The following is a 25,089-nucleotide window of genomic DNA, read 5'->3' on the forward strand; positions in this document are numbered from 1 at the left end:
TCTAATTATGAAAAAGACATTTTTGCTGATAGCAGCCGCGATATTCCTGATGTCCTTTATAGGTTCCGGGCTATCCGATCTGTCAAATGTATCGGGAATAGAGGTAGGAGATAAAGCGCCGGAATTCAAACTTAAGAACATCGACGGCAAGACTTATTCTTTTGACAATATAAAAGATGCCAACGGGAATACTCCTAAAGGTTACATCGTCGTATTCACCTGTAATACCTGTCCTTATGCAATCGCGAATGAGCAGCGTCTTATTGAGCTTCATAACAAATATGCTCCAAAGGGATATCCAGTGGTCGCTATCCAGCCAAATGATCCTTCAGTTCAGCCTGGGGACAGCTTTGAGGCCATGAAAGAAAATGCCAAGGAAAAGGGCTTTCCTTTTTTATATCTTTTTGATGAAGGGCAGGAGGTGTATCCAAAGTATGGCGCTACAAAGACACCTGAGGTATATTTAGTAGATTCAAAAAGAATTCTACGTTATCATGGAGCGATAGATGATAGTCCTCGTGATGAAACTTCTGTAGATCAAAAGTTCGTGGAGGAGGCTATAAAAGCACTGGATGCCGGGAAAGATCCTGAAAATAAAACCACCAAGGCAGTGGGTTGCAGCATTAAGACAGCTTAAATATCAGATAAATTTAAAATAAGGCCAGATCATGCTCAGTGCTAGTAGTATTGAATTTGACCTGGCTTTTTTATTATTTTCAGATCTGGTCATTCAATTTTAATATTGCATATTATCGGTTTATTGGTTTTGGATCAACCGAAAAAGAACCAGAATTACTCCTACCAGGAAGATCGAAGTGAAAATAAGCTTATTGTATTTTGCCAGCCAGTTGGGTAGGAAGATATCGAAGTTATCCTTTTGAGAATCGGAGTATTTTCTGGCAATTAGCGTTAAAGGACAAAATTTATTAAAGATCATTAATAACATACCTTCTCCAATGACCATTCCTATACCGATCCAGGTAAGGGTAGTAATTTGGTTGAATACTCCGGAATATAAGACATAGAAGATCACCAGCACAAAAATCATCCAGATGATAGTATGGATCAGTTTGATTGCCAGAAGCTTGTTTGCTTTATTCATTATTGTCAGTTTGCTTATTTAAAGCCATGAGGCCATATTATTTTCAATAAGTAATTCCCGTGGTTTTATGTAAATAAGTGTTGTCATTTAACTGTCTCAGCATAAAGTCGGCAAAATCTGCAAGGAAGATAACCTGTAACCATCAAAATAAAAGTATCATAAATTAAAATCGCCCCTAAAAGAGGCGATTTCGTATTATATATTTTTTCCAGATCTAATTTGGCTGCATCTTTATTTTTGGATCTATGGTAAAAGTACGTTCTGTTTCGCCATAAATCGTAAAGACAAGATTATAGAATTCGAATCCTTCTATATAATCTGATCTCACATCGCCAATTAAAAATCCTTCCAGATCTGGTTCTGTATAGGTCCTGGTAAGGATCATTTCGCCGCCTTCTTCTTTTCGGTATACCTCTGTAATTATTATTGTTTCTCCGGTATCACTCTCTAAAGTTGTTCCACTCCAGAATATTCTTCTGTTCGGGTTTACCAGCGCGATATGATTCTCAGGTACTGCTGAATTAGATGCAGTTGAGCTCCTGTTATCGGTAAAAAATACGGTCTCATTAAGGTTATCTGCCGTGATATTCCTGGTATCAACAGTGACCGTTACATAAGTATCTTCACCATCGTCGTTAGATTCTTCACAGTTAAGATAAATATGTTTGTATTCAGCGGTAGTGCCATCTGGATTCAATAGTTCCTGTACCTGGAGCCAGCTTAAAGTTCCAGCCTCGATATAATTTCCTGCAGTACCATAATTATCTGGCCAGTCTGTTAAGGTAATTTCATAATACAGATAAGGTTCAGACGCATCTATACCATCTTCGGGTGCAGGAACAGTAAGACATACCGGATCTGCATAGAATTGCCCGTCATTTCCTGTTTCTGGTGTTTGATCAAGATATAAAGGAGTTCCTAAACTTGAGGTTCCCAGATAAAGATCAAGGCTATAATTCGCGGTATAATGTCTGCCTGATTCTGTACAGTAATTCGCAAAGAAGCAAAGCGTTGAAAGTTCTTTCGGAGTAATATCAAAAAATAAATAACCATATAGATTAACCTGCCTGTCATCAAAACAAAGCACGGGCACATCTACATAAGTTTTGGAACCAGCCCTGAGATCCCAGGTAAGAGGGAGGGGTGTTTCTACAAATACGGCATACTCACTATCCATCTTCGGCGCTGCCCAGATCACATCTCCCGGAATTCCTCCATTATCGCTTAGCACCAGGAAATCGGTTAAAGTAACAGATACCGTGGTAGATCCAGACGGAATAGGTATTTCTAATTCTTCATCGTAAGCAGTAAATAATCCATTCTCATCACTTAAGATCTCCACCACGAGATCAATTGGAGTATCTGATTCCCCGTAAGTAAGGGATAATTGTGCAAAAGCCGGGGTGGCATCAGAACATTCAGGCAGATCATCTATTTGTTGCCTTACCGCAGCCCTGTTAACCATTTCATTAAGTACGGGACCAAATGATAAAACGGCTATATCCTGGGAAATTTCAGGTTCGTTCGGAACAGATTCATCCTTATTACAGGAATAGAATAACAGCCCGATCACAGCCATTAATACGAGGTGTAATTTTAATTTTCTCATGAATTCAGATTTTTGTTACTAAACAGTACCTGTTCTCAATAAATCCTATGCATATTGATATAGATCCTGCCTCGCAGCTTATTCCTATGGAATAAGTTTTTAAACGGATTGTATAGAGCCTTTTTCTATTTTAGAAAAACGCTAATACCTTTTTAATTCTTCGGGGGGATGCAATCGGGGGGAACCAATAAGTTTAAATCAAATCAACCTTTTCTAATAACTGTTTCTGAACGGGAAACGGCCAGAATTTAATACTTCTTTGTTATTTTAAAAGTCTGTAATTGAAATGTTTAAGCTAATAGTTTTATGAATTTAGCGAAGAAGAACTTCTTAGGGAAATTTTTTAGACCAACTCCCCACTAAATCGCTATAATACTGAAAATGAGGGATTAGAAATGTATCTGGTCTCATAACTACAACTATCTTATAGCATAAGAGCTAATTATATATCGGCACCTTATATTCCCGACGAACCTTAATACTGCATCTGAAAAATTAACTGGGACTTATATATTTGGCTCTTTTTAAAAAATGATAAATAAATAAATTATCATCGACGATGAAATTTTACACAAAGAATAACTGACAAGACTATGCAACTCTAGAGATAAATATTTCATCTAAATATCAGGTTTAATTCGTACCTTTTCTTTTGTTTTTTTGACGTGACATATGTCAGGAAAATAAGTGAAGTCTTCAAAAATATAATATCCTGAAGAAGGATATATTCCCTCCCGGTGGTTTAGTTATTAGGTTAAAATATTTTATAGCAAGGACATTTTAATTGTATCGATATCGTGGGTAAAAAGTTAAGAAGCGTTGGCCTGCATATCCTCTTCTGGATTCTGGTCGTTTTGTATTTCGCCTGGGGATTTGGGTTTGGTCTGGATCCCATGAAATCTATTTATAACGCCATGTTTTTTATCCCGGGGCACCTTATCATGGTATACAGCCTTTTATATTTCCTGGTTCCTAAATTCCTTTTAAACCGGAAATACTGGCAGTTCTTCCTCGGGCTTATCATTCTGGTAGTTATCTGTGGATTTTATACGGTGGTTGCTCAACTTTCCATCGCTTCAGATCCAAGGATGCAGGGAGCTACTTTTTCAGTAGGTAGAAATATTCTTCCATTCATACATATTGCAGCTATCGCGGCTTCCATTAAACTTCTTAAATACTGGTATATTCAAAGAAAACAAACCCAGGAGGCAGAGCAGCAAAGAACTATTGCCGAATTAAAATTATTGAAAGCGCAGCTTCATCCTCATTTTCTTTTTAATACGCTCAATAACCTGTATTCGCTTACCCTGGAATATTCACCAAATGCTCCGGAGATCGTCCTTAAATTATCGGCCCTGCTCAGGTTTATGATCTATGAAAGTAATTCCCCAAGGATCCCTTTATCTAAAGAGATCGACCTTTTACAAAACTATATAGCACTGGAAAAACTACGTTACGGGGACAGGTTAGATATTTCTGTAAATATAAGTGGAGAAGTAGAAAAGTTCCAGATCGCTCCCTTATTGCTACTACCATTCCTGGAAAACGCTTTTAAGCATGGTACCAGCAAACAGATCGACCAATGCTGGATAAGTTTTAACCTGGTTCAAAAAGGCGATATGTTGCGTTTTAAGCTGGTAAATAGCATAGATCCTGAATATTCTGAAAACACAAAGTTACCCTGTGGCCTAGGGCTGGAGAATGTAAGGAAAAGGCTTGATATCTATTATAAGGACAAATTCGAACTGGATTGTCAAAAACTGGAAGAAGTGTTCGTGATCAATTTAAAAGTTGAACTGGAACAATTAGAAGAACAGTACCTGGATAAATTACAACTAACCAAAATCGTTTAAAAATGTCTTGCAAATGTATCATAGTAGATGATGAGCCTCCTGCCATTAAAGTGCTGGAGAATTATATAGCTTCTATAGCTCAGCTGGAGCTAATTTCGACCTGTAAGAATGCTTTTGAAGCTCTTGATGAAATGCGTATTCACCGGCCCGATCTCATATTTTTAGATATCAATATGCCTAAACTTACCGGCACCGAGTTATTAAAGACGCTTTCTTATACTCCCAAGGTGATCTTTACGACTGCCCATAAGGATTTCGCTATTGAAGCTTTTGAACTTGATGCGGTAGACTATTTGCTTAAACCAATCTCTTTTGAGAGATTTCTGAAAGCCGTGAATAAAGTTCTTCAGATAAACTATCCCTTGCCTGAATCTCCAAATTTCGGGCTCAACTTTGTATACTTCAGGTCTGATAGAAAGATGGTTAAAGTTTTTATAGATGAGGTTCTGTATATTGAGAGTTTCAGGGATTATGTTATCATTCACATGGATGGGAACAGGGAGCTGCGGGTAAAACTGAGTCTTAACCAGGTAGATGAAATGCTTCCGGAAAATAAGTTCCTTAGAATACACAGGTCTTACATAGTTTCTATAGAAAAGATCACGGCATTTACCAAGACCGATGTTGAAATAGGCAAAATAGAATTACCTATTGGCAAGAGCTATTCGTATTCCTTTTTGAAATTGGTCCCGCAGAATTCAAATCTGCCTAACGGAGTGCCTGAAAGGTAATTACTGGATTCGCTGTTTTCCTGAAAACAGTATTTAAAGTCTATATCTCCCCGAATACAAAACCAGTCCGGTTTTGATGCCGGACTGGTTTAAAAATTTTATGATGATCATTTAAGTTTTTTGATCTCCCTAAGATTGTTTTCGAATACATACTGTCCAAGTTCCTTACCCTGTCTTTCTCCAACAACGATCGCATTTCTAAAGTGATAGCCTATATAGATCCTTGAGAGTGCGTTATCACGTGACATTTGCGAAAAGCTACTGATATGCCTGGTTCTATCTGGTAGATTATAAGGACTGGTTAGATCCAGGTCACAATGGTCTGTATTAAAATAAGACTTGAACACTGCTGCGGCAGCACCACCATTATAAGCATGAGTTGAAGGATATTCGGGTGTTGGTGGAGTAGTGAAGGTTGGTGTCCATGTGGCATCACCTTCGGTTTCTGCTACACCATCTGAATCTCCTAAACGAATAGCGCTTATTGGTCTCCAGAAATTATAATAATACTTTCCGTCAAAGGAAGCAATATAGGCATCCATCTGAGACATTTGGATAAGACCGATAAGTCTTGCGGCTTCCCATCCGTCAAGTTTTTTCTGAACAATCAGGCTTCTGGCCATCCTGTTGTTAAAGCTTGAAGTATTTTCAACATAGAAAGCTCCAATCTCGGTTTGTTCGTCGGTCCTGTCTGGACAGGCTGTACAACCCAGGGCTTTTACTTCATTATAATCCTTTATGTATTCAGCAGAATTCAAAGGGAAGGGAGCCTGGTCACGAAACTGGTCTCCAGATTCTATACCGAAAGGAGCAAGGCTTCCCAGGTTAGGAGCATAAACCGCATTCGCTGGCCATATTGGAGGATTTGCCATCATCCAGGGCATAAAGTCAGATCTGAATTGTCCTGGCTCACTATAGTTTGGATAAGCAGCGAAACCTAAAGGGAAATCGCTGGACCGTTTTTGCAAAACTGCCTGGGTAGCTTGCTGGCCTATAGTGATCCCTCTGGATTTAAGATCAGAATCTTCTATTCCACTTAAAATTGAAGTCAGTAGTGCATCTGCGGCAGTGGTAGAGGCGGGGAATACCTGTGCCATCATATCCCTGGCTGCTTTAGAAACAGCAGCATCTGCAATAGAATGAATATTCTTTTTTGAAATACCGCTAACATCAACATTTGTATTATCCCCGGCATAGGTCTCATATTTTGGGACTACATTGTTAAGCGCGTCATGCATGGCCAGGGTGACCATCACGTAGATCTTCACTTCGGCTGGCTGAGGTAACCGGTTGTCTATAGATTGGCTTAACAATTCGTTCCACTGAATTACTACATCGCTACTGTATGAATTGATCATACCATTATTGAAGTTATCTGTAGCCTTACTGTTTGCAGAATTCAGTAGATCAGGATCGGTTGATTCCAGTTCATCCTTTTCACAGGAAACCAGAATAAAGAGGATTAATAATCCGTTTAAAATTTTGGCAGTTGTTTTCATGATCTTGAATTAATTGATTTGATCAAATGTAGACTGATAATCAACTGATTAATTTTTTAATCGGTAAAGAGAGGATTAAGGATGTTAAAGGATCGATCTGTGAGGACTAAAAATTTGACGGAAAATCTGTGGTATAAGATCCTGATCATTTTTGTGATCAGATCCTGAAATTAGTCTCCTTTAAAATGGAAAGTTTCAATTAGATATTTTTATACTGGCCATAGCCAGTCTGCCAATAGAAGGGGAGCCTACAAATTCGATTTGCCGAGTATTAAAGATGTTGGTCATGTTAAAATTGAATACCACATTCTTGCTGTAGAGATATTCCGCTCCAAAATTGAAGGTAGTGAATCCTCCTAAGGGTCCATAATTGAAATTGTTAGGTGGAGTCCTGGTTCCTGCTCCAATTGAACTTCCTACCTGGTTGCCGCTATAAAAATCATATTCCTGCACCATCCTCGCTCCCAGGGAAAGGCTTAGACGTTCTTTCAGAAGATCTTCCACGGTTAATTGAGCTACTCCGCGATGATTGGGTGCATTGAGACTTTTTTCATTATCAGATATCTGTCCATCCTTGTTCGCATCATTTTCTTCAAATTCAGCATTTAGCCAAGAATATTTCAGGGCTAAATTAACCGAAGGTGTTATATAGTAACTGATGCCGAGATCCAAACCATACACCTGGGCTTTGCCATAATTAAAGAAAGTAAAGAAACTGGCTCCTCTTAGGGTATCATTGCTTACCGTGCCTGCAAAGACCGGGTTATGTTCTACTTCGATCTCGTTTACAGAAATAGCTCTACCGCCAACTGGCATTGCCGGTGTAATAAAGTTCTTGCTCGAGCCATAAAAAGCATTGGCATCTATCCAGACCTTCTGGATAGGTTGCCCTTTATAGCCGATCTCCCAGGTGTTTACTTCTTCAGGCTTTAGCGGGTTGGTAGTAAGTATGGCTCCTGGATCACTTACCAGGGCATTGTTCGGTATATAGTTTATCCCTTCCCCGCCATTCCCGAAAAAGAAATCCCGGATACTGGCATATTGATTTTGGATGGAGGGCAGGGCATAAGCCTTAGCCCAACCCAACCGGATATTGCCCATGTCAAGATCTTTTACCAGGGTAAATTTTGGCGCGAATAGATCGTCAAAGTTATCATTGTGATCATACCTCAATGCGCCAATAAGGCGGAATTCTTCCAGAAGTTTTTTCTCGAGCTGCAAGACGGCACCTATTTGTGAGATAGAGATATCCCCTGCCTCTCCAACCAGGGTGGTCCCATCTGTGGTATTAGGGCGTGAATTCTCGAAATCCAGACCTGCCACTAAGAACAATCCTGCTTCCTCAAAGTTTTTGTGATATTGAAGATCTGCATTAAATCTTCTGCTTTTTTCCTCAAAACCTGCTCCATTTAAAGCTGCCTGTTCTGCTTCTTCCGGTGGTAGATATAAAGCGCCGGGCTGCGATCTCATCCAGAAGATCTGGGTATAACCGGCAATAGTATAACTATCACCCAGGGTTCCCCAGGTATTATAAATATTCGCATAAAAATGAGGACTCTTATATCTGGCCTGTAAAAAGCTATATCCTAAACCTCTCATTTGATTACGACCACTGGTGGTAACCTGTAAAAAATCATTGTTGCTGGCACCTCCAGAAATAACAATTTCGGCTTCAGGGTTGAAGTTGTAGTACAGATGGGCTTCTCCTCGAAAATGTTTAAAATCAAAATCTACGTTATGCTCGGGGATAGCTTCTGAAGGATTACCCACATATACGCTGTCTATAAACTGAAATTCGCGTCCGCTTGCATACTCACCGGTCACTTTCCAGGCCCAGCGATCATCTATTTTCTGGGCATGTCTAAAACGACCGCTAAACTGGTATTGATTTCCCGCGCTCAGCGAAACAGATGTTCCGGGATAAAGGCGCGCATCTTTGGTGATAGTATTGAATACGCCGTTATGGGCATTTGGACCAAATAGAGCCGATTGAGGACCAACAACTACTTCAATTTGCTGGATATCATCTTTAATCGTAGAGCCATTATTAAATACAGGTAGCCCGCCGCTAAGGGCTGCGGTACTAATACGACCATCCACGATCTGTAGTATCTTATTGTTAAAAGCGCTGTTCAAACCCCGGGCGTTAAAAGTAATTCCATCTACCCCATACCTGGTAAATTCCACTCCTTGTAGCCTGGCAATAAGTTCACCGGTATTGGAACCAGCAAAACGATCGAGATCATTTTTTGTTAATACCTGTACTGAAGCAGGGGCGCGGGTGATCTTTTGGGGACGAAGAAGGGACATGACCATAACTTCAGGGAGAGTATCGCTTAATACCTCCTTGTCCTGATCTTCATTTTGCGCTGTAATAAACAGCGTTGAAAGGAAGGATACAAAGAAAAAAACAGCTGATATTTTCATAATAAATAACCTTATAAATCATAATACCAAAATGCTCTCAGTTATTATCTAAATGCTGTTTCAGGTTAAAACCGTCAATGCTTCCAAGACCAAAATCGCATAAAAACAAACCCAAATTGAACATTTCAATGTGCTTTACACAATCGAAGGATCAATTTGGGTTTTATTCTATTTATACTAATGTAGGCTTAGCGCTAACAATTTATCTTAATTCCTATTATGAAAACTATATTAAATGTATGCTTTTTTTCGTCATAAAATACATCGAATATTTATTTTAACTACTGAAAATCAGTTATTTGTGTTTTTAATATGATACCTCGTGCATACTTTGAGTTTTAAGATCCATAGAAGGACGTAAGTCTTTCAACAACAAGGGTTTTTTGTTATTAGATATTAGTATGTAAGGTCATTTTTACCTTCCATCTATTCCTGCTGACCGGCTAGAATAGGCGTCTTAGGTGTCGCATTAAAAGCAAAATCTTTAACGATCCATTCAGAGGCGCTGGTAATCTCCATCCGTATCCATCCATAATGCATCTTACGATCAATCAGCATACGTACAGCAAGGTATTTATCACCTTTAAGCTCCCAGTTTATTGAACAATCAGGATCACCTCCAAAACAGTCTCCAATAGTGAAAAGACTTCCGTTGGCATAAGATTCACCATTTCTAAAACCACCAACGAAAATTTTATATCCTTCATCTACTGGGACTGTGTTCGTATACCATGGAGATACAGATAAAATACCATCATCTGTTTGGTACGCGCCTATGCCCAGCCATTCATAACCTCCTTCATTATTATATTGTATAGAAAAATCGACAGTTCCATCCTGGTTGAGATCGATATCATAGCCGTCTGCCAGGTTGGTCGAGCTGAAATCTGGTTCAATATCTGTATAGATGATCACAGATTCTTCATAGACGGTTGAACCATCATCTACTGGGTCATCATTTACAACCGGTGCATCGTCATCTGCCGGAGGTTCATTTTGTATAGGCGGATCTTCATCTATAGCGTTAACTGGTGCTACGAAATCATCTGAATTAGAACAGGAGATAAAAATCCACAAACCGGTAATAAGCAATATGCGCCAATTCTGTTGACATCGATATAGCATTTGAAATTTTCCTGCATAAAGGGTTGCCACCCAATTTGTTTTCATTTCGTATTTTATTAAAGCCGATAAATACTTCAAGTTATTTAAAGATCTGGGTCGTTTATAAGCTGATTCTATTGTGAATTCTCTGATTTTTAAAATTTGAGACTTCAGCAGCTACTTCTTCTCGATGATTAATAATACTGGTAGACTACCTTGTTATTACCGAAAGTTTTCTCGATTACCCTGCCCCTGGAATCATGTTTATAATCATAAGTTTCATAACTATCATAACCAGATTCGGTTAGATGTTTAAATTCCATCGCGGTGGGATAAAAGTTTTGTGCGGTTTGCCGTGGAATGATCTCTAATTCCAGGAAGAAATTTCTATCTGCCGTGTATCCTTCAAATTTGGTCACGAAGTACAGGGTATAAACTTTGCTTCCATTATAATCCCCATATTGCTCGATCATCTTTAAATTTCCATCATCGAAATAGGAATAGATGATCTTTTCCTTTTCCTGAAAGTCCAGGTTCACTTCAGTCTTTTGGGTTATCTGGCCCTTGGTATTATATTCATATTGAATTTTAGATCTGCCATTCCACATTCCGTTATATCTGATTATTTCTACAATGCGATCGTCTTCCCAATAGAAGTCATAAACATCATGACCATCGATTTTAAGTAGAACTCCGGCGCTATTGTAATAGAAAGTATCGGTATAAATCTCAGAACCAGAATCTGGATAACTATAAATGATCTTCAGTAATTGTCCATCAGGTCTGTAATAATACTGCGCCCAGTAATTAAGTTCACCATTCTGGTATTTTTTAATGATGCCGGGATATCCCGGTAATTCCACAGCGGTACTACTAGGTGCGGGGCCAGGAGGGAGATCTTTGTCCTTAGAATTTACATTTACTGTCCTGGGAATCCCATCATCACTGGAACAGTTTGTAAAAAATATTGACATAGTCATCAACAACAGGAATGTTACAATTGTTTTCATCTCAATAAAATATTCCATCTTAATTTCTAACTGAAAACACCATTCGATCATGGTTTTTAGCACTTCTGTTTATCCTTATAATTAGCAGGAAAACAGCAATTTGAGGAGTGTTCTTATTTATAATTTATATCAAATATTACTTACTGATTATCAGTAAATTAGATTGATAATTATCACTAAATTTAATCTATACTTAAGAAGGAAATTCATTAAGGAGACAGAGAGCTGATCAAAGGAGACAAAGGAAGAAAAACTGTCGACCAAAATATTTCATAGCATTTAAGGTGATTTATGTCTCAGGAAAATGCGTTTATGTAGAAGAAGCCTAAAGCCTGTTTTATAAATCAATACATTTAATTAAAATACTGGTATGGATGCTACTCAGGGAATTTATACTATCTGATAAGAAATGGTATCGCTTCTGGCGTCATTTATTTTTCTGGCTTCTATGGGGCGGATATTTTACCATTACCCGTTATTTCAATCCAATGGTGTACCAGACCACAGGAAAATTTCCTGATTTCTGGAAAACAGTGGTCGAGACTTTCTTTTTCCTTTTTCCGCAGACATTTATTGTTTATCCCGCGCTATATTTTATTCTACCGAAATTCGTCTTTAAGCAAAAATTCGGTCTCGCTTTTCTATGGTTCTGTGTCTTTTACCTGATCGGGATTACCGTGAACGCCTTTTTTTTAATATTCGTTCCCTGGTCTAAAATGCCCTGGATCCCTAATGCCGATCTGTTTTTAACCACCAGTACCTTTCCGCAAAAGATTTTTATGGCTTACCTGGGCAGTGTCCTGGGCTTGCTCACAGCCATCTCTTTAGCCTCAAGTTTTAAAATGTTCAAACATTATTATTTAAAATCCCTGCGGAACCAGCAGTTACATAAAGAAAATTCAGAGGCACAATTACGGCTTCTTATGGCCCAGGTACAACCTCATTTTATGTTCAATACCCTGAATAATATTTACTCGCAAGCCCAGGAAGAGTCTCCTAAAAGCGCCAAAATGATCATGGAACTTGCGCATATCTTAAGATATATTCTTGACGAGGGCAAGAAGGACCGGGTACCTTTAGAGAATGAATTGCAAATGGTGGTAGATTATCTCAATCTTGAAAAGATAAGGTATGACCAGAAGCTGGATCTGCATTATTCCTTTCCAGAGAATGTTAGTGATAAGGTCATTGCTCCGTTACTTCTGCTTCCTTTAGTTGAAAACTGTTTTAAGCATGGTGCCAGCAAAATGATCCATAAACCCTGGATCAATATCAAAGCTGAACTTAATAAGAATAGTTTTCATATAAAAATGATGAACGGCCGAAGGGACAAAAATATATCTGTTGAGGAAAGAAAGGGGACAGGCATTGAAAATGTACGCCGAAGATTGGAGCTTTTATACAAAGACAGCCACTCTCTGGAAATAAAAGAAGATACAGATGTGTTTATCGTAGATCTTAAAATAGATCTTAAACCTTTGAAGTCTGAGGCTACCTTTATAGAGACAGAAACTCTACTGGCATATGAAACTTAACGAAAACCATAAGCCAAGATGTCTCGTTGTAGACGATGAACCGCTCGCAAGAGATGTGATAAGGCGGTATATTGAAAAATTGCCTTTTTTACATTTAGTGGGAGAATGCAGCAATGCTATAGATGCTTTCGTATTTCTCCAGGCAAACGAAATCGATATACTTTTTCTGGACATCAGGATGCCTGAATTGCTCGGGACAGAACTGATGCAATCTATCAAGGAACCACCAAAAGTGATTTTCACAACCGCATACAAAGAATATGCCTGGGATGGTTTTGAATTGGACGCCGTAGATTATTTGCTTAAACCCATAAGATTTGACCGTTTTCTGAAAGCAGTGAATAAAGCCTTGCCGGGCTATGAAAATGTTTTGCTTTCTTCAGAAACTATGGATTCTGAAAGGAAATCTGGGGTAGACTCTATCTATCTTCGAATAGACCGAAGACAGGTAAGGATAATCCTTGATGAGATCCTGTATATAGAGAGCGCGAAAGATTATGTAAAGATTTATACCAATGATAAGATGCACCTTTGCAGACAGACGATCACCTCTATTGAAGACATCATCGATAAAAATGAATTTGTGCGTATCCACAGGTCCTTCATTGTTCCTCTGAATAAGATCAGATCTTATACCCATGAACTGGTCGAGATCAATAAAAAGGAACTGCCCATAGGAAAGTTTTACCTGAATCATTTTTTGAAAATAATGGAATCCAGGGTTTCCTGAATAAAAGTGAACCTGCCTATTTTTAAAAGGCAGGTTCAGTATTAATAAGTTTTTCAAAATACTATTTGATCTTCTTTAATTCCCGAAGATTATTTTCAAAAACATATCTTCCCAGTTCTATACCATTTTCTTCTCCAACATTTGAAGAATGTCTGTAATGATGACCTAGGAATATTCTTGAAAGTCCCTGCTCATAAGAGATCTGTGAAAAGCTCTTCATAGTCCTTTCAACACCTGGCACATAATAGGGGCTGGTTACGGTTAGGGTATAATTATCGGTACCAAAGAACTGCCTTAGGATTTCTGCAGAAGCACCCGCGGCATAGGAAGCAGTAGACGGAAATTCATAGATTGGTGGAGTTGGTCGAAGTGTAGCCCAACTTGCATCCCCTACAGTGTTTGGGTTTCCGTCTGCATCGCCACGCCTGATTGCAGTAAATGGCGCCCAGTATTTAAAATGGTCTTTTTCTTCAAAAGAGGCAATATAAGAATCGAACTGGCTCATTTCTATTAAAGCGATCAAACGGGCAGCCTCCCAACCATTTAGATCTTCCCTATCTATTAATGTTCTGGCGATACGGTTAAAAGAACTGGCAGTATGCTCGAACCAGAAATCACGAATTTGGGTTTGTTCCTCTGTTCTTGCAGGACAGTTAATACATCCCAGGCTTTTAATTTCATTGTAATCATCTGTATATTCCTGGGTATATACAGCGTAAGGAACACCAGCAAGGAATTGATCGCTGCTTTTTATTCCAAAAGGTTGCAGGTCACCAAGGTTAGCCGTAAAAATAGCGTTAGCGGGCCAGATAGGTGGATTTGGAAAAGCGTAGGGAGGATAATCTGCCTGATAAATACCTGGTTCATTACTTGGAGCCGTATAAGCGCTAAAAACAAAAGCAAAATCACCTTGCCTTTTTTGTAAAATTGCAGAAGCCGCGGCTTTCCCTATTTCTATCCCTTTTTCTTTTGATGCCTCATCCTCGATGGCCATTACTATTTGTGTTAACAAAGCATCTGCAGAAGTGGCTGATGCTGGAAACATAGCTACCATTACATCCCTGGCAGCTTGTGATACAGCTGCATCTGCCAAAGCCGTGATATTTTTTTTAGAAACATATGAGGCATCAGTCATGGTATTATTCAATGCATAGGTTTCGTATTTTGGAACCACATTATTAAGAGCATCATGTATAGCTAATGTGACCATAGCATAAATTTTTGACTCTGGTGGCGGGGGCATTTTTTCATCAACCATGGAACCTAAAAGTACATTCCATTTTACAAGTGTCTCACTGCTATAGGATTTGATCATCCCGTTATTATAGTTCTTCAGCGCAAGATCTTCAGCAATGGAGGATTCATCCATTACATCGGGTGATAGCTCATCTTTGGTGCACGATAATAAGATCGTAAAGGCACCCAGGGCTAACAGAAACTTTAATTTTGTTTTCATAATTGGTTAAATTTTATCCTGAAAAGGAATGTTTATCTGTATAAAATTAAAGCAGGGATACCCGCTTAAAATACTATTGAGGCCAATGAGGGCGGTCTTCAGATAGAAAGTCGTTTTATGTAGATAAACATGATATGTCGGATATTCAGATCTTTTTCACAAAGATCAGATCGTACTTATATCATGAATAATTTTGAATTTACTGGGAGATATAAAATGATAAAGACTGAAAAGTTAATTTTCCGGGCGGGTAAGAGTTGTTCCAGGTTTGAGAGTAGGGGAAGGCTTTAAGCTTAATGAGCGACGAGATTCACTATTAGTATAAAAAAATGGATGCTTTACCGATTATCCCTGGATGTTCAGTAAAGCATCAAAAATGTAAATGAGCTATTATTTTGCGTTTTTTTCCTGCTCTTTGATCTTATCTATTTCTTTTAAAATTTCATTGGCTTCATAGGCCTTTTCATCACTAAGGCTACGATTAGAAGTAGACAATCTGTGAGCTTCCTCGAGGAGTTTTTTGTATTCTATTTGCAGTTTTTCAACTTTCGATTTTTTCTTGAATAATCCAAACATATCTTTTTTTTCTTAAGATACGCAATAGCCACTTAATTGTCTATAGATCCTGTTGTTCTTTTCTCTCATAATTGTCTCAGTATAATATTTTCAGGCATCTATGGAAGAGAAAACTCAGTAAAGATTTGGTCATTGTTCTGTTGGAATATTCGATTTAAACATGATTTAAATCATATTTAATGAGGTAATAAATAGATAACTTAAAAGACAAGTTGAGGTTCTTTTAAATATTAATCAAAAAATAAGGTCATGAAAAAATTATTGATTGGATTGTTGGTCTTAGGACTTTCTCCACAGCTATTCGCGCAGATCGAGAAGTTATCTGAAGTAACGATCTATGCGACAAACTACAAATACCTGAATGATGTTAACTCTCAAGAGATCGCATCAATTCCGGTTAAAGAACTAGAGCAGAAAGTGGCTAATTTTGATGTTAAGGAATCTGAGATGTATCATGATGATTACAACGAATATATCGTGAGTTTCTATATTCCACAGGGTAAGATCCTGGCTGCTTATGACAGGGATGGTAAAATTTTACGTACCGCCGAAAGATTTGAAAACGTCAATCTTCCATTAGCCGTTAAAGAGGCAGTAGTAGGAAGATTTCCAGGCTGGAGCATCACTGAAGATATTTACGCGGTTACCTTCTATGATAACCGTGGTACTTATAAAAAGTATAAACTAAAACTTGAAAATGGTGAAAAAACCCTTCGGGTAAAATTAGATGAAAAGGGAAACTTTCTTTAATTGATTTAAATTGAGTTTTCCTCTTTCTTAAGGACATCTGGAAGATCTGATATTTTGAGATCTTTCAGATGTTTTTTTGTGACCGGGTATTTTAGAGAAAATGTTTAAAGTTCTAATCGATATAAAAACAGGGACTTTTGGGTGCATCTTCTTTTTCAGAATATCTGAAAAATTCAGGTTTACAAAAAAATTAAATTAGTTGCAGGTCTTTCATGATAGAAACCAAATGAGGATTTGTATTGGCATTGAATTCTTCACGTAGCTCCTTCAGTTTTTTTTCAATGGCACTTTTACTACTTGGCTTGATGTTCTGACTTTTTAATTCCTGCTCTATTTGATCCTGGGTAAGACCATTGGCCAGGAACTTCACAATATTGATCTCAAAATCGTTTAAAGTCAGCACGTTATTCTGTTTCAGTATTTTGTCTATAGAAGGAGAATTATAAGTTTCACCTTTGCTCAAATGCAGGATTGCTTCTTTTAGCTCTCTTAGTCCGTTACGATCCTTGCAGACATAAGCATCTATGTTTCCAGAACCCCATAAATCTTTTACCGTTTGTGGATGATCTTCTATAGAATTCACAATTATTTTCAGCTCAGGAAATTCAGTTTTTAAAATGCTGATTAGTTCCTGTCCAGATTTAATCTTCTCTTCCCGGTGATCTTCTTTAAAAGAAAGATCACAGATAAGCAGATCGAAAGGTTCTTCATCCAGGGATGCTTTCTTGGCCAGGAGCCAGGCTTTGTCGCAATATTGCGCATGGACAGCTTCAGCAATATCGAGATCTTTCAATACCGATGCTACAGCATGATTAATACTGTCCATATCTTCAGCCACTAATACTTTTTTAAACATACTGAAAGTTATAACGGAATCTGGATCAATATTTTAAATCCTTTACCCGGTTCTGTTTCAAAATTAAGTTTTCCTTTTATTGAAAAAATACGGTTTTCCATATTCTGGATCCCATTCCCCGATCTCAGGCTCTCATTTGAAACCCCAACCCCGTTATCGGAATATTGAATTTTCAATAAATTCTTTTCTTCAGAAAATATGATGGCCACGAAACTTGCCTTGCTGTGTTTATTCATATTGATCATCATCTCCTGCAGAACCCTATAAAGAATGATCTTTTTCTCGGGACTAATGTTATTCCAGTTTATAGTTTCTTCACCCCTGAGAATAAGTCTCGTATTTTCTGAAATTGAAGAACTAAGCGTAGATACTAAATGAGGCAAATAATTAACTCCCATGGGAATACTGCTGTTCTCCCTGGAAATATTACGGGTACGTTTATAAATATTTTCCAGTTTATCCATGGTATCATTTGGTGCAATATCCTGTATTCCGCTCATCACATTATAAACGTCATTGGCCAGCTCATCGTGGATCTTTTTAGAGATACGTGTTTCTGTACGATGGGCTTCTAGGATCTTTTCTCTTTTATGCCTCTGCCTTAAATAGTAAAATCCGAATCCGCCGCTAACCAGGATCAGCATTCCGCCCAGGGATAAAATGATGGTCTGGTTTTTTAATTTTTCAGATTCTAATTGTTGTTTTACAGACTCTGCCTGAAGCTGATCAATTTCTTGCTGTTTTTGTTCTTCATCTAGTTTGATCTTTGCAAAGAAATTCTTGGCCTTTAATTCAGCTACCCTTATACTGTCATTTAAATGGAGATATCTTTGGATATATTTTTCAGACTCCATTGGTTCTGAAATCCTTAACAGCTTTTCCAGAGCATTTAATTCCGAATTTTTACTATCATTTTGCCTGGCGGCCTCCAGAGCTTTTTTGGCATATTCTTTAGCCAGGGAAGGGGCTTTACTCAGGTAATATTCAGAAAGATGATTGTAACTAGAGGTTAGGCCATTTAGATCATTGTTTTTCAGTCTAATATCCAGTGATGTACTTAAATCATCTAATATATTAGCCGTTGAATCCTGCATCCATTTCGTGTAGGCCAGGTTGTCTATAAATCTAGCACGCGATTCAACATCAGCATATTCGGTTTTGGAATTGATCAATTCCAGGTATTTAATAGCTTTGTAAAAATCACCGTTGTCTCTGTACGCAAGGGCAATATTATTCAGAAATGCAAGGCTATCTTCAGTCGAGATCGAATATTTTAGAGCCTCCTCATAATTTGCAATTGCATCCTCGTAAAATCCGCGCTCACGGTTCGAGATACCAATTTGATTTAGAGCACTGCTTATATAGGCTGAATCTTTGGTCTTTTCTAAAAGACGTAGGGCTATCGCGGCATTTTCCTGGCTTCCGGTATAATCTGACATGCTACTCTGGGCATTTGCCATTTCCAGAGACCTCTTTCCGGCTCTCAGGCTATCTCCTATACTTAGAAACAGGTTTCGGGATATAAAGGCGTTTCTGAATTTCTTTTTATAATTATTTAAATACTGATGGATAATTGCTTTTCGATAATATCCTAAGGCTTCAAAATAAGTTTTACCATTAGTCTTAGCAAGCCTTATCATTTTTTCAGAATAGGCCATCGAGCTGTCGTATTCTTTGAGTCGGTTATAGGTATAAATTACTCCATCAAGCAAGTAGTATTCTATCGTATCATTGTCTATCCTTGCTGAATCAAGGCCATTCTTAAAGTGAGTAAGCATTTTGGAAGGTTCCCTGGCGCTAAGACCATTTTGGAAATAGGCTTCACCAGAATTATTCTGGAAAGATTTTAATTCATCTTTTGAACTGGTTGAACAGCTTGAGCAAATCAATATCAAACATAGAATGCCTAAAATATGAAGCAAGGGGCGTAGGTTCATAAAGCGAAAATAACTAAAAATGCCGCAATTATAGCGGCATTTAATTTAGTAGGAGGTTAATGATCTCTCGCCAAGCTTATTTTTTAATACAATTCAATTTATTACGACTACATCATTAAAATTACTACCTGAACTAATTTTCAGGTTTCTTTTCTTGCCATCATTCATGATCTTAATACGGTAAGATTTTTCAGTTTCCTTCTGAGCATCGTAATTTACATTATAAACTACTTTTAAAAACTGGCTTTGTGGGTACTCATTCAATATAGATCTAATTAGATTTTTTGGTAGACTGATATTTTTGTAACGTTCAGTAGTTTTTACAATTTTTCCATTCCAGTCGTAATCTGCTAAAAGAAACCCATTGGTGCCAATAAATTTGACGGAATAAAGTTCTTTACGACCATCAAATTCATCTAAACTCTTTACATCAAAAGATGCGGCTTCCTTTTCCAGAGAGCTTACATTATCTGAAATGCCTTGTTCTTCTACTTTCTCAAGATAATTCAGGTTATAATTAGAAATTTTTATAGCTTCTAATTGTACTTCTTTAATCTCATCATTAGTGTTTTGTGAGAATCCCAGGCTGGTAAGACCTAAAACGAACAGACCGAATACTAAATTTTTCATGACTCATCTTTTTATTAGGTTGATAATTATTAATTGGTCAAAGATGGCCTAAAGTGGGAAGCACTACTTAACAGTCATGTTGTTATTGATATAAAGTTTTATTTAATGGCTTGTACACATAATTTGAAGTCTATAAATTATGTTGAATTTGGGAGGAGTAGGGTAGTTTGTTTCATTAAAATGATAGGAGATAGGCTAGTTTTTAAGATCGAATTTTCTTTCGAAATTATATTGACAATCTGGGAATCCAATTTTTTTACACAGCATGCTATACCTGGGGTCATCCTTAAGCAGCAATAAGTTAGGATCGGTTTTCAACCAAATTAGATCCACCTCGTGATTTTTATAGGCTTTATCCAGCCAGTAAAAAGCTTTATCGTTATTTCCCAGACGCGCATAATAATGTGCTACAAAGACGTTTATTTCGGGTTCCCCGTTATTGGCCCTGTCAATAACCTCTCTTAAATATTCCAGGGACTTTTCTTCATTATTAAGAAAATGATATGCTGATGACAGGTGAATTACCATTGAGGCGTAGCGTTTACTTGATATTTGTAATCCGGTCTCCAGAATATCCCTCGCCTTTTCGTAGTCTTCTAAAGCTAGATAGATGTTGCCGAAATGATCATAGCTACCTTCAGAATTAGGGAATTCAAGTAAACTTTGTCGCATATGAACTAAAGCTGAATCAATTTCGCCTGCATGGTAATAAGCGTAAGCTAATGGCCAATCTATAACATATATCGGTTGGGGATTTTTGTTTACGAGGTTCATTTCACTATGAATAACTTTTTCATACCGTCCCAGGATTAGATTGAGGAAATTTGAAAGAAAATTTTCACCAACCTTTTTTTGATATTTGTTCAGTAAAGAGTCAGCTGCTTTAAAATTCCATTTGAAAAATTCCTGAGATGCTCGCGTACCGAGTAATTCTAAATTATCAGGGTCAAGCTCAAGAGCTTTTTTAAAATATGGTTCTGCTATACTATCTGCTTTAATTCTACTCTCATTTCCAATCCAAGTACCCAGCATAGAGTATGTCCATCCTAGGCGGATATACGCTTCAGAAAAATTTGAGTCCAGACTAATAGCTTTCTCAAAATATTTTCTTGAAGCTCTTAAATTTTTCTCAGACTTTTCATTCATAATAAACACTCCTTGAAGGTAGCTATCGTATGCTTCTTTATTTTGGGTAATAGCTTGCTGTATTTGGGCTTGTTCCTCTTTAGTAATATTGGCATCTAATTTTTTAGCGACCATCTCAGCTACCTGAGCCTGTACTTTAAATATGGAATCGTAAGTGCCTTTATATTCTTGCGACCAGAATAATTGATCTGTTTTACCATCGATCAATTGAAGATTCATTTTAATAGAATTTCCTGATTTCTGAAATCCTGATTCCAGTATAAACCGAACATCAAGTTCATTAGAGATCTCGGTTATGGTCTTTTCATTGTCTTTATAATTCATCATGGAAGTAAGCGAAATAACCTTGTTAATGCTTCTTATTTTTGATAACCTCGAAATGATTGCAGCGGTCATTCCATCACAAAAAGCTTCATTCTCCTGGCTGCCGCTCATATTTTTAAAGGGCAGCACCGCAATGGAATTGTCGGTTTTATCAATAGGGAATTCAGTTGTCTTTATATCTTCATTTTTTGAGTCTATGTATTTATACCAACCCAGGCTGGCAAGTAAGAAGATTACCATTATGACGATGATATAAACTCGATGTTTCCTGCTTTTTGCAAGGTTGGGTTTGGGGGTGTTAGTAGATGTTTGAATGTTATCGTTATCCCCGGGAATTCTGAATTTCACTTCTCCAGGAGGATATCCAAAATATTGATGAAAACATGTATTAAAATATGTAGGGCTGCTAAATCCTACCTTATAGGTAATCTCGGAAGCTGTGGCCACATTATCCTGTAACATTTCCATTGCCTTATCCAGTCTGAATTCCCTAATAAACTGGCTGGTAGATTTCCCATTAATCGCTTTTAGTTTTCTATGCAGTTGGGATCGGCTTACTCCCACTGCAGACGCCAACTCTCTTACCCCAAAGTGTTCTTTTTCCAGGTTTTCTTCCAGGATCTCTGTTAGTCTTTGAATAAACTTTTCATCTATGGATTGTTGGCCGCCCATCCTGGGATCTTATTTAAAGGAATTAGTTATTTCATTTTCTTTTAAATGGGACCTAACAAGTTACGGAATTTCACATCAAATAAAACACTGTATAACAAGTTGTTAAGTTGAAAAAACCGAGTTGGGAAAATATGAAGAACTGATTTTAATTATTAGCTACTGGGGATAATTGGAATTGTGGTGATGTAATAGCGATCAAAAGTTAACCAAGAAAGTAACTCAATAAATAGGATTGAAAACTTCTACAATTCTGTTAGTGTTCTTTCGTTAGTGAATTCACTTTCTTCATTCGATTTTAATCCCATAATTTCTTTCGAAATTATGTTGACAATCTGGGAATCCAATCTTTTTACACAGCATGCTATACCTGGGGTCATCCTTAAGCTGCAATAAGTTGGGATCGGTTTTCAACCAAATTAGATCCACCTCGTGATTTTTATAGGCTCTATCCAGCCAGTAAAATGCCTTATCGTTATTTCCCAAACGCGCATAATAATGTGCTACAAATACGTTTATTTCGGGTTCCCCGTTATTGGCCCTGTCAATAACCTCTGTTAAATATTCCAAGGACTTCTCTTCATTGCCAAGGAAATGATAGACTATTGCAAGGTTCACCAGCATCGAAGCATAACGTTTACTCGAAATTTGTAAACCGGTTTCGATAACATCCTTCGCCTTTTCATATTCTTTCAATGCGATATAAAGATTACCCAAACGATCATAGGTAGGTTCAGAGGTTGGAGAATGCAATAAGGTTGTTTGCATTATAATTAGGGTTGAATCTATTTTACCTTTAAAATAATAAGCATATGGTACTGACCAGTCCCGGCCAGATAATGGCTCATTATTAAATTTCATCCGGTTATTATAGCTTTCAATTACCCTGTCATAGCGCCCAAGCATTAAATTCAGAAAATCTGAAAAAAAGTTTTCACCAACCTTTTTTTTATACACCGTTAACATTGAGTCAGCAGCCTTGAAATTCCAGTTGTAAAACTCCTGTTCGGCCCTAGTTCGAAGCAGATCTAAATTATCAGGATCCAACTCAAGAGCTTTTTTATAATATGGGGCTGCCAGGCTATCAGCTTTTTGTTTACTCATATTTCCAAACCAGGTTCCCATATGTGAGTAAGTCCAACCTAATCTTTCATAAGCTTCAGCAAAGTTGGAGTCGAGTTCAATGGCCTTTTTGAAATATTTCCTTGAAGCTCTAAAGCTCTTTGCAGATTCTCCAGTCATAATATTAAGACCTTGTAAATAGTTGTCATAGGCTTCCATATTTTGGGTCATGGCTAGTAGTATTTCTGCCTGTTCTTCATCTGTAATATTAGCGTCTATTTTTTTAGCAACCATTTCAGCAACCTGGGCCTGTACTTTAAATATGGAATCGTAACTGCCTTTATATTCCTGAGACCAGAATATTTGCTCTGTTTTACCATCGATCAATTGAAGATTCATTTTAATGGAATTTCCTGATTTCTGAAATCCCGATTCCAATATATAACGAACATCAAGTTCATTAGCGATCTCTGTTATAGTCTTTTCTTTCTCTTTATAATTCATCATGGAAGTAAGCGAAATAACCTTGTTAATGCTTCTTATTTTTGATAACCTCGAGATGATTGCAGCGGTCATTCCATCACAAAAAGCTTCATTCTCCTGGCTCCCGCTCATGTTTTTAAAAGGCAGCACCGCAATGGAATTGTCGGTTTTATCAATAGGGAATTCAGTTGTCTTTATATCTTCATTTTTTGAGTCTATATATTTATACCAACCCAGGCTGGCGAGTAAGAAGAATACCATTATGACGATGATATAAACTCGATGTTTCCTGCTTTTTGTAGAGGTGGTTTTGGATGTGTTGGAAGAAGATTGAATTACTGCGCTATTATCATTATCCCCGGGATTTCTGAATTTCACTTCTCCAGGAGGATATCCAAAATATTGATGAAAACATGTATTAAAATATGTAGGGCTACTAAATCCTACCTTATAGGCAATTTCGGAAGCTGTGGCCACATTATCCTGTAACATTTCCATTGCCTTATCCAGTCTGAATTCCCTAATAAACTGGCTGGTGGATTTTCCATTAATCGCTTTTAGTTTTCTATGCAGTTGGGATCGGCTCACTCCCACTGCAGCCGCTAATTCTCTTACCCCAAAGTGTTCTTTTTCCAGATTTTCTTCCAGGATCTCGGTTAGTCTTTGAATAAACTTTTCATCTATGGATTGTTGGCCGCTCATCCTGGGATCTTAATTAAAGGAATCAGTTATTTCATTTTCTTTGAAATGTGACCGAACAAGTTACGGAATTTCAAATCAAATAAAATTCTGGTTAACAGGTTATTAGGCTGAAAAATCCGTATTGGGAAAATAAGGAGAACTGATCTTTATTATTAGCTATATGGAATAATTAGAGTTGTGGGGATGTAATAGCAATCAAAAGTTAACCAAGAAAGTAACTCAATAAATAGGAATGAAAATCTCTCCAATTTTGCCGATATTCTTTCATTGGAGAATTCGCTTTGATCTTTTTTGAATAAATCTAAAAGTCAATATTCCGGGAAAATCAATTAATCAATATAGGTCAATTTTAAAGCTTTATATGTGGTTGAACTTTCCGGCCTTAGATGATAATCCCATAACAGTTTCAATTATTAACTATGAAATACTTTATTAATTGTTTCTATTTTATCCTCTGAATTCACTTATTTCAAATAAATGACCATCTGGATCTCGAAAAAAGCACCTGCTCTCAGCTCCCCGAATAAAGGGTGGGGTAATAAAATCAGCTCCTCTTTCCTTTAGTATTTGATAAGACCTTTTGCAGTCTTTTACCCGAATTGTATAGGAATGGCTTACAATATTCGTATTTGCAGTAACTGCAAAATGAATCTCTGGTTTATCTTCTGTTGGTCCTCCAGGAGTAACCAATAAAATCCAATTTCCTAAAAATTCCAGAACTAATGAATCCCCTCCATATTCCCGAAAAATTTTTGCTCCTAAAACATCAACGTAAAAATCTTTGGATTTCAATATATCTGAAACCACAAGAATTGTAGTTATTGCTGAGTCTTTAAATGGGTCATTATCATTTGTTTTCATGGTCATAAATTAAAGTCGAAAGGGTTCCGTCATTGCT

Annotated in this window: 20 protein-coding genes; 6 read left to right on the forward strand and 14 right to left on the reverse strand. The window is 37.4% G+C overall.

Annotation, left to right across the window (positions count from 1 at the left end; translation table 11 throughout):
• The first annotated feature begins 7 nt into the window (after positions 1–7).
• The gene (locus C8P64_RS16180; protein ID WP_108173142.1) at positions 8–637 is read left to right on the forward strand and encodes a thioredoxin family protein; all 630 of its coding nucleotides are present in this window, start codon (positions 8–10) and stop codon (positions 635–637) included.
• A 120-nt stretch (positions 638–757) separates the two neighbouring features.
• Here the strand turns inward: C8P64_RS16180 and C8P64_RS16185 are convergent, their stop codons facing one another.
• The gene (locus tag C8P64_RS16185; protein WP_108173143.1) at positions 758–1,102 is read right to left on the reverse strand and encodes a hypothetical protein; all 345 of its coding nucleotides are present in this window, start codon (positions 1,100–1,102) and stop codon (positions 758–760) included.
• Positions 1,103–1,316: 214 nt separating this feature from the next.
• Positions 1,317–2,711: a hypothetical protein gene (locus C8P64_RS16190; RefSeq protein WP_146167237.1), complete on the reverse strand. Its 1,395-nt coding sequence runs from the start codon at positions 2,709–2,711 to the stop codon at positions 1,317–1,319.
• Positions 2,712–3,508: 797 nt separating this feature from the next.
• Between C8P64_RS16190 and C8P64_RS16195 the strand changes: the two genes are divergently transcribed.
• The gene (locus tag C8P64_RS16195) at positions 3,509–4,564 is read left to right on the forward strand and encodes a sensor histidine kinase (protein WP_108173145.1); all 1,056 of its coding nucleotides are present in this window, start codon (positions 3,509–3,511) and stop codon (positions 4,562–4,564) included.
• Positions 4,565–4,566: 2 nt separating this feature from the next.
• Positions 4,567–5,295: a LytR/AlgR family response regulator transcription factor gene (locus C8P64_RS16200; protein WP_108173146.1), complete on the forward strand. Its 729-nt coding sequence runs from the start codon at positions 4,567–4,569 to the stop codon at positions 5,293–5,295.
• A 107-nt stretch (positions 5,296–5,402) separates the two neighbouring features.
• On the opposite strand, the gene C8P64_RS16205 is transcribed toward C8P64_RS16200, so the two are convergent.
• The 4 genes from C8P64_RS16205 to C8P64_RS16220 all read right to left on the reverse strand — a co-directional run bounded on the left by C8P64_RS16205 (position 5,403) and on the right by C8P64_RS16220 (position 11,335).
• The gene (locus tag C8P64_RS16205; RefSeq protein WP_108173147.1) at positions 5,403–6,794 is read right to left on the reverse strand and encodes a vanadium-dependent haloperoxidase; all 1,392 of its coding nucleotides are present in this window, start codon (positions 6,792–6,794) and stop codon (positions 5,403–5,405) included.
• Positions 6,795–6,989: 195 nt separating this feature from the next.
• Positions 6,990–9,221 (reverse strand): TonB-dependent receptor plug domain-containing protein, encoded by a 2,232-nt coding sequence (locus C8P64_RS16210; RefSeq protein WP_108173148.1) that lies wholly within the window; start codon positions 9,219–9,221, stop codon positions 6,990–6,992.
• A gap of 426 nt (positions 9,222–9,647) precedes the next feature.
• Positions 9,648–10,391, reverse strand: coding sequence for a hypothetical protein (locus C8P64_RS16215; protein ID WP_108173149.1), 744 nt, complete (start codon positions 10,389–10,391; stop codon positions 9,648–9,650).
• 128 nt (positions 10,392–10,519) lie between these two features.
• Positions 10,520–11,335: a hypothetical protein gene (locus tag C8P64_RS16220; RefSeq protein WP_170106681.1), complete on the reverse strand. Its 816-nt coding sequence runs from the start codon at positions 11,333–11,335 to the stop codon at positions 10,520–10,522.
• A gap of 374 nt (positions 11,336–11,709) precedes the next feature.
• Here C8P64_RS16220 and C8P64_RS16225 point away from each other — a divergent pair, with 374 nt between their 5' ends.
• Both C8P64_RS16225 and C8P64_RS16230 read left to right on the forward strand, forming a co-directional pair.
• Positions 11,710–12,870, forward strand: coding sequence for a sensor histidine kinase (locus C8P64_RS16225; RefSeq protein WP_108173151.1), 1,161 nt, complete (start codon positions 11,710–11,712; stop codon positions 12,868–12,870).
• Positions 12,860–13,600: a LytR/AlgR family response regulator transcription factor gene (locus C8P64_RS16230; protein ID WP_108173152.1), complete on the forward strand. Its 741-nt coding sequence runs from the start codon at positions 12,860–12,862 to the stop codon at positions 13,598–13,600. Before C8P64_RS16225 ends, C8P64_RS16230 begins: the two co-directional genes overlap by 11 nt.
• 61 nt (positions 13,601–13,661) lie before the next feature.
• Here C8P64_RS16230 and C8P64_RS16235 read toward each other — a convergent pair whose 3' ends face one another.
• Positions 13,662–15,056, reverse strand: coding sequence for a vanadium-dependent haloperoxidase (locus C8P64_RS16235; protein ID WP_108173153.1), 1,395 nt, complete (start codon positions 15,054–15,056; stop codon positions 13,662–13,664).
• Between the two features lie 390 nt (positions 15,057–15,446).
• The gene (locus C8P64_RS16240) at positions 15,447–15,632 is read right to left on the reverse strand and encodes a Lacal_2735 family protein (RefSeq protein ID WP_108173154.1); all 186 of its coding nucleotides are present in this window, start codon (positions 15,630–15,632) and stop codon (positions 15,447–15,449) included.
• 249 nt (positions 15,633–15,881) lie between these two features.
• Here C8P64_RS16240 and C8P64_RS16245 point away from each other — a divergent pair, with 249 nt between their 5' ends.
• On the forward strand, positions 15,882–16,382 hold the full coding sequence (locus tag C8P64_RS16245) for a nicotinate-nucleotide adenylyltransferase (protein WP_108173155.1): 501 nt from the start codon (positions 15,882–15,884) through the stop codon (positions 16,380–16,382).
• Between the two features lie 190 nt (positions 16,383–16,572).
• Here C8P64_RS16245 and C8P64_RS16250 read toward each other — a convergent pair whose 3' ends face one another.
• The 6 genes from C8P64_RS16250 to C8P64_RS16275 all read right to left on the reverse strand — a co-directional run bounded on the left by C8P64_RS16250 (position 16,573) and on the right by C8P64_RS16275 (position 25,052).
• A complete protein-coding gene (locus tag C8P64_RS16250; protein ID WP_108173156.1) occupies positions 16,573–17,238 on the reverse strand; it encodes a response regulator in 666 nt (221 codons plus the stop codon).
• Between the two features lie 8 nt (positions 17,239–17,246).
• Positions 17,247–19,175: a tetratricopeptide repeat-containing sensor histidine kinase gene (locus C8P64_RS16255; protein WP_108173157.1), complete on the reverse strand. Its 1,929-nt coding sequence runs from the start codon at positions 19,173–19,175 to the stop codon at positions 17,247–17,249.
• Positions 19,176–19,268: 93 nt separating this feature from the next.
• Positions 19,269–19,805, reverse strand: coding sequence for a hypothetical protein (locus tag C8P64_RS16260; RefSeq protein ID WP_108173158.1), 537 nt, complete (start codon positions 19,803–19,805; stop codon positions 19,269–19,271).
• Between the two features lie 195 nt (positions 19,806–20,000).
• Complete coding sequence (locus C8P64_RS16265) at positions 20,001–21,947, reverse strand: helix-turn-helix domain-containing protein (RefSeq protein WP_108173159.1); 1,947 nt, start codon at positions 21,945–21,947, stop codon at positions 20,001–20,003.
• 285 nt (positions 21,948–22,232) lie between these two features.
• Positions 22,233–24,191 carry a helix-turn-helix domain-containing protein gene (locus C8P64_RS16270; protein WP_108173160.1) on the reverse strand — a complete coding sequence of 653 codons (1,959 nt, stop codon included), beginning with the start codon at positions 24,189–24,191 and terminating at the stop codon, positions 22,233–22,235.
• 447 nt (positions 24,192–24,638) lie between these two features.
• Positions 24,639–25,052: a VOC family protein gene (locus C8P64_RS16275; protein WP_108173184.1), complete on the reverse strand. Its 414-nt coding sequence runs from the start codon at positions 25,050–25,052 to the stop codon at positions 24,639–24,641.
• Positions 25,053–25,089 lie beyond the last annotated feature (37 nt).

Origin of the sequence: Christiangramia gaetbulicola, assembly GCF_003054225.1 — a bacterium.
Classification (GTDB): Bacteria; Bacteroidota; Bacteroidia; order Flavobacteriales; family Flavobacteriaceae; genus Christiangramia; species Christiangramia gaetbulicola.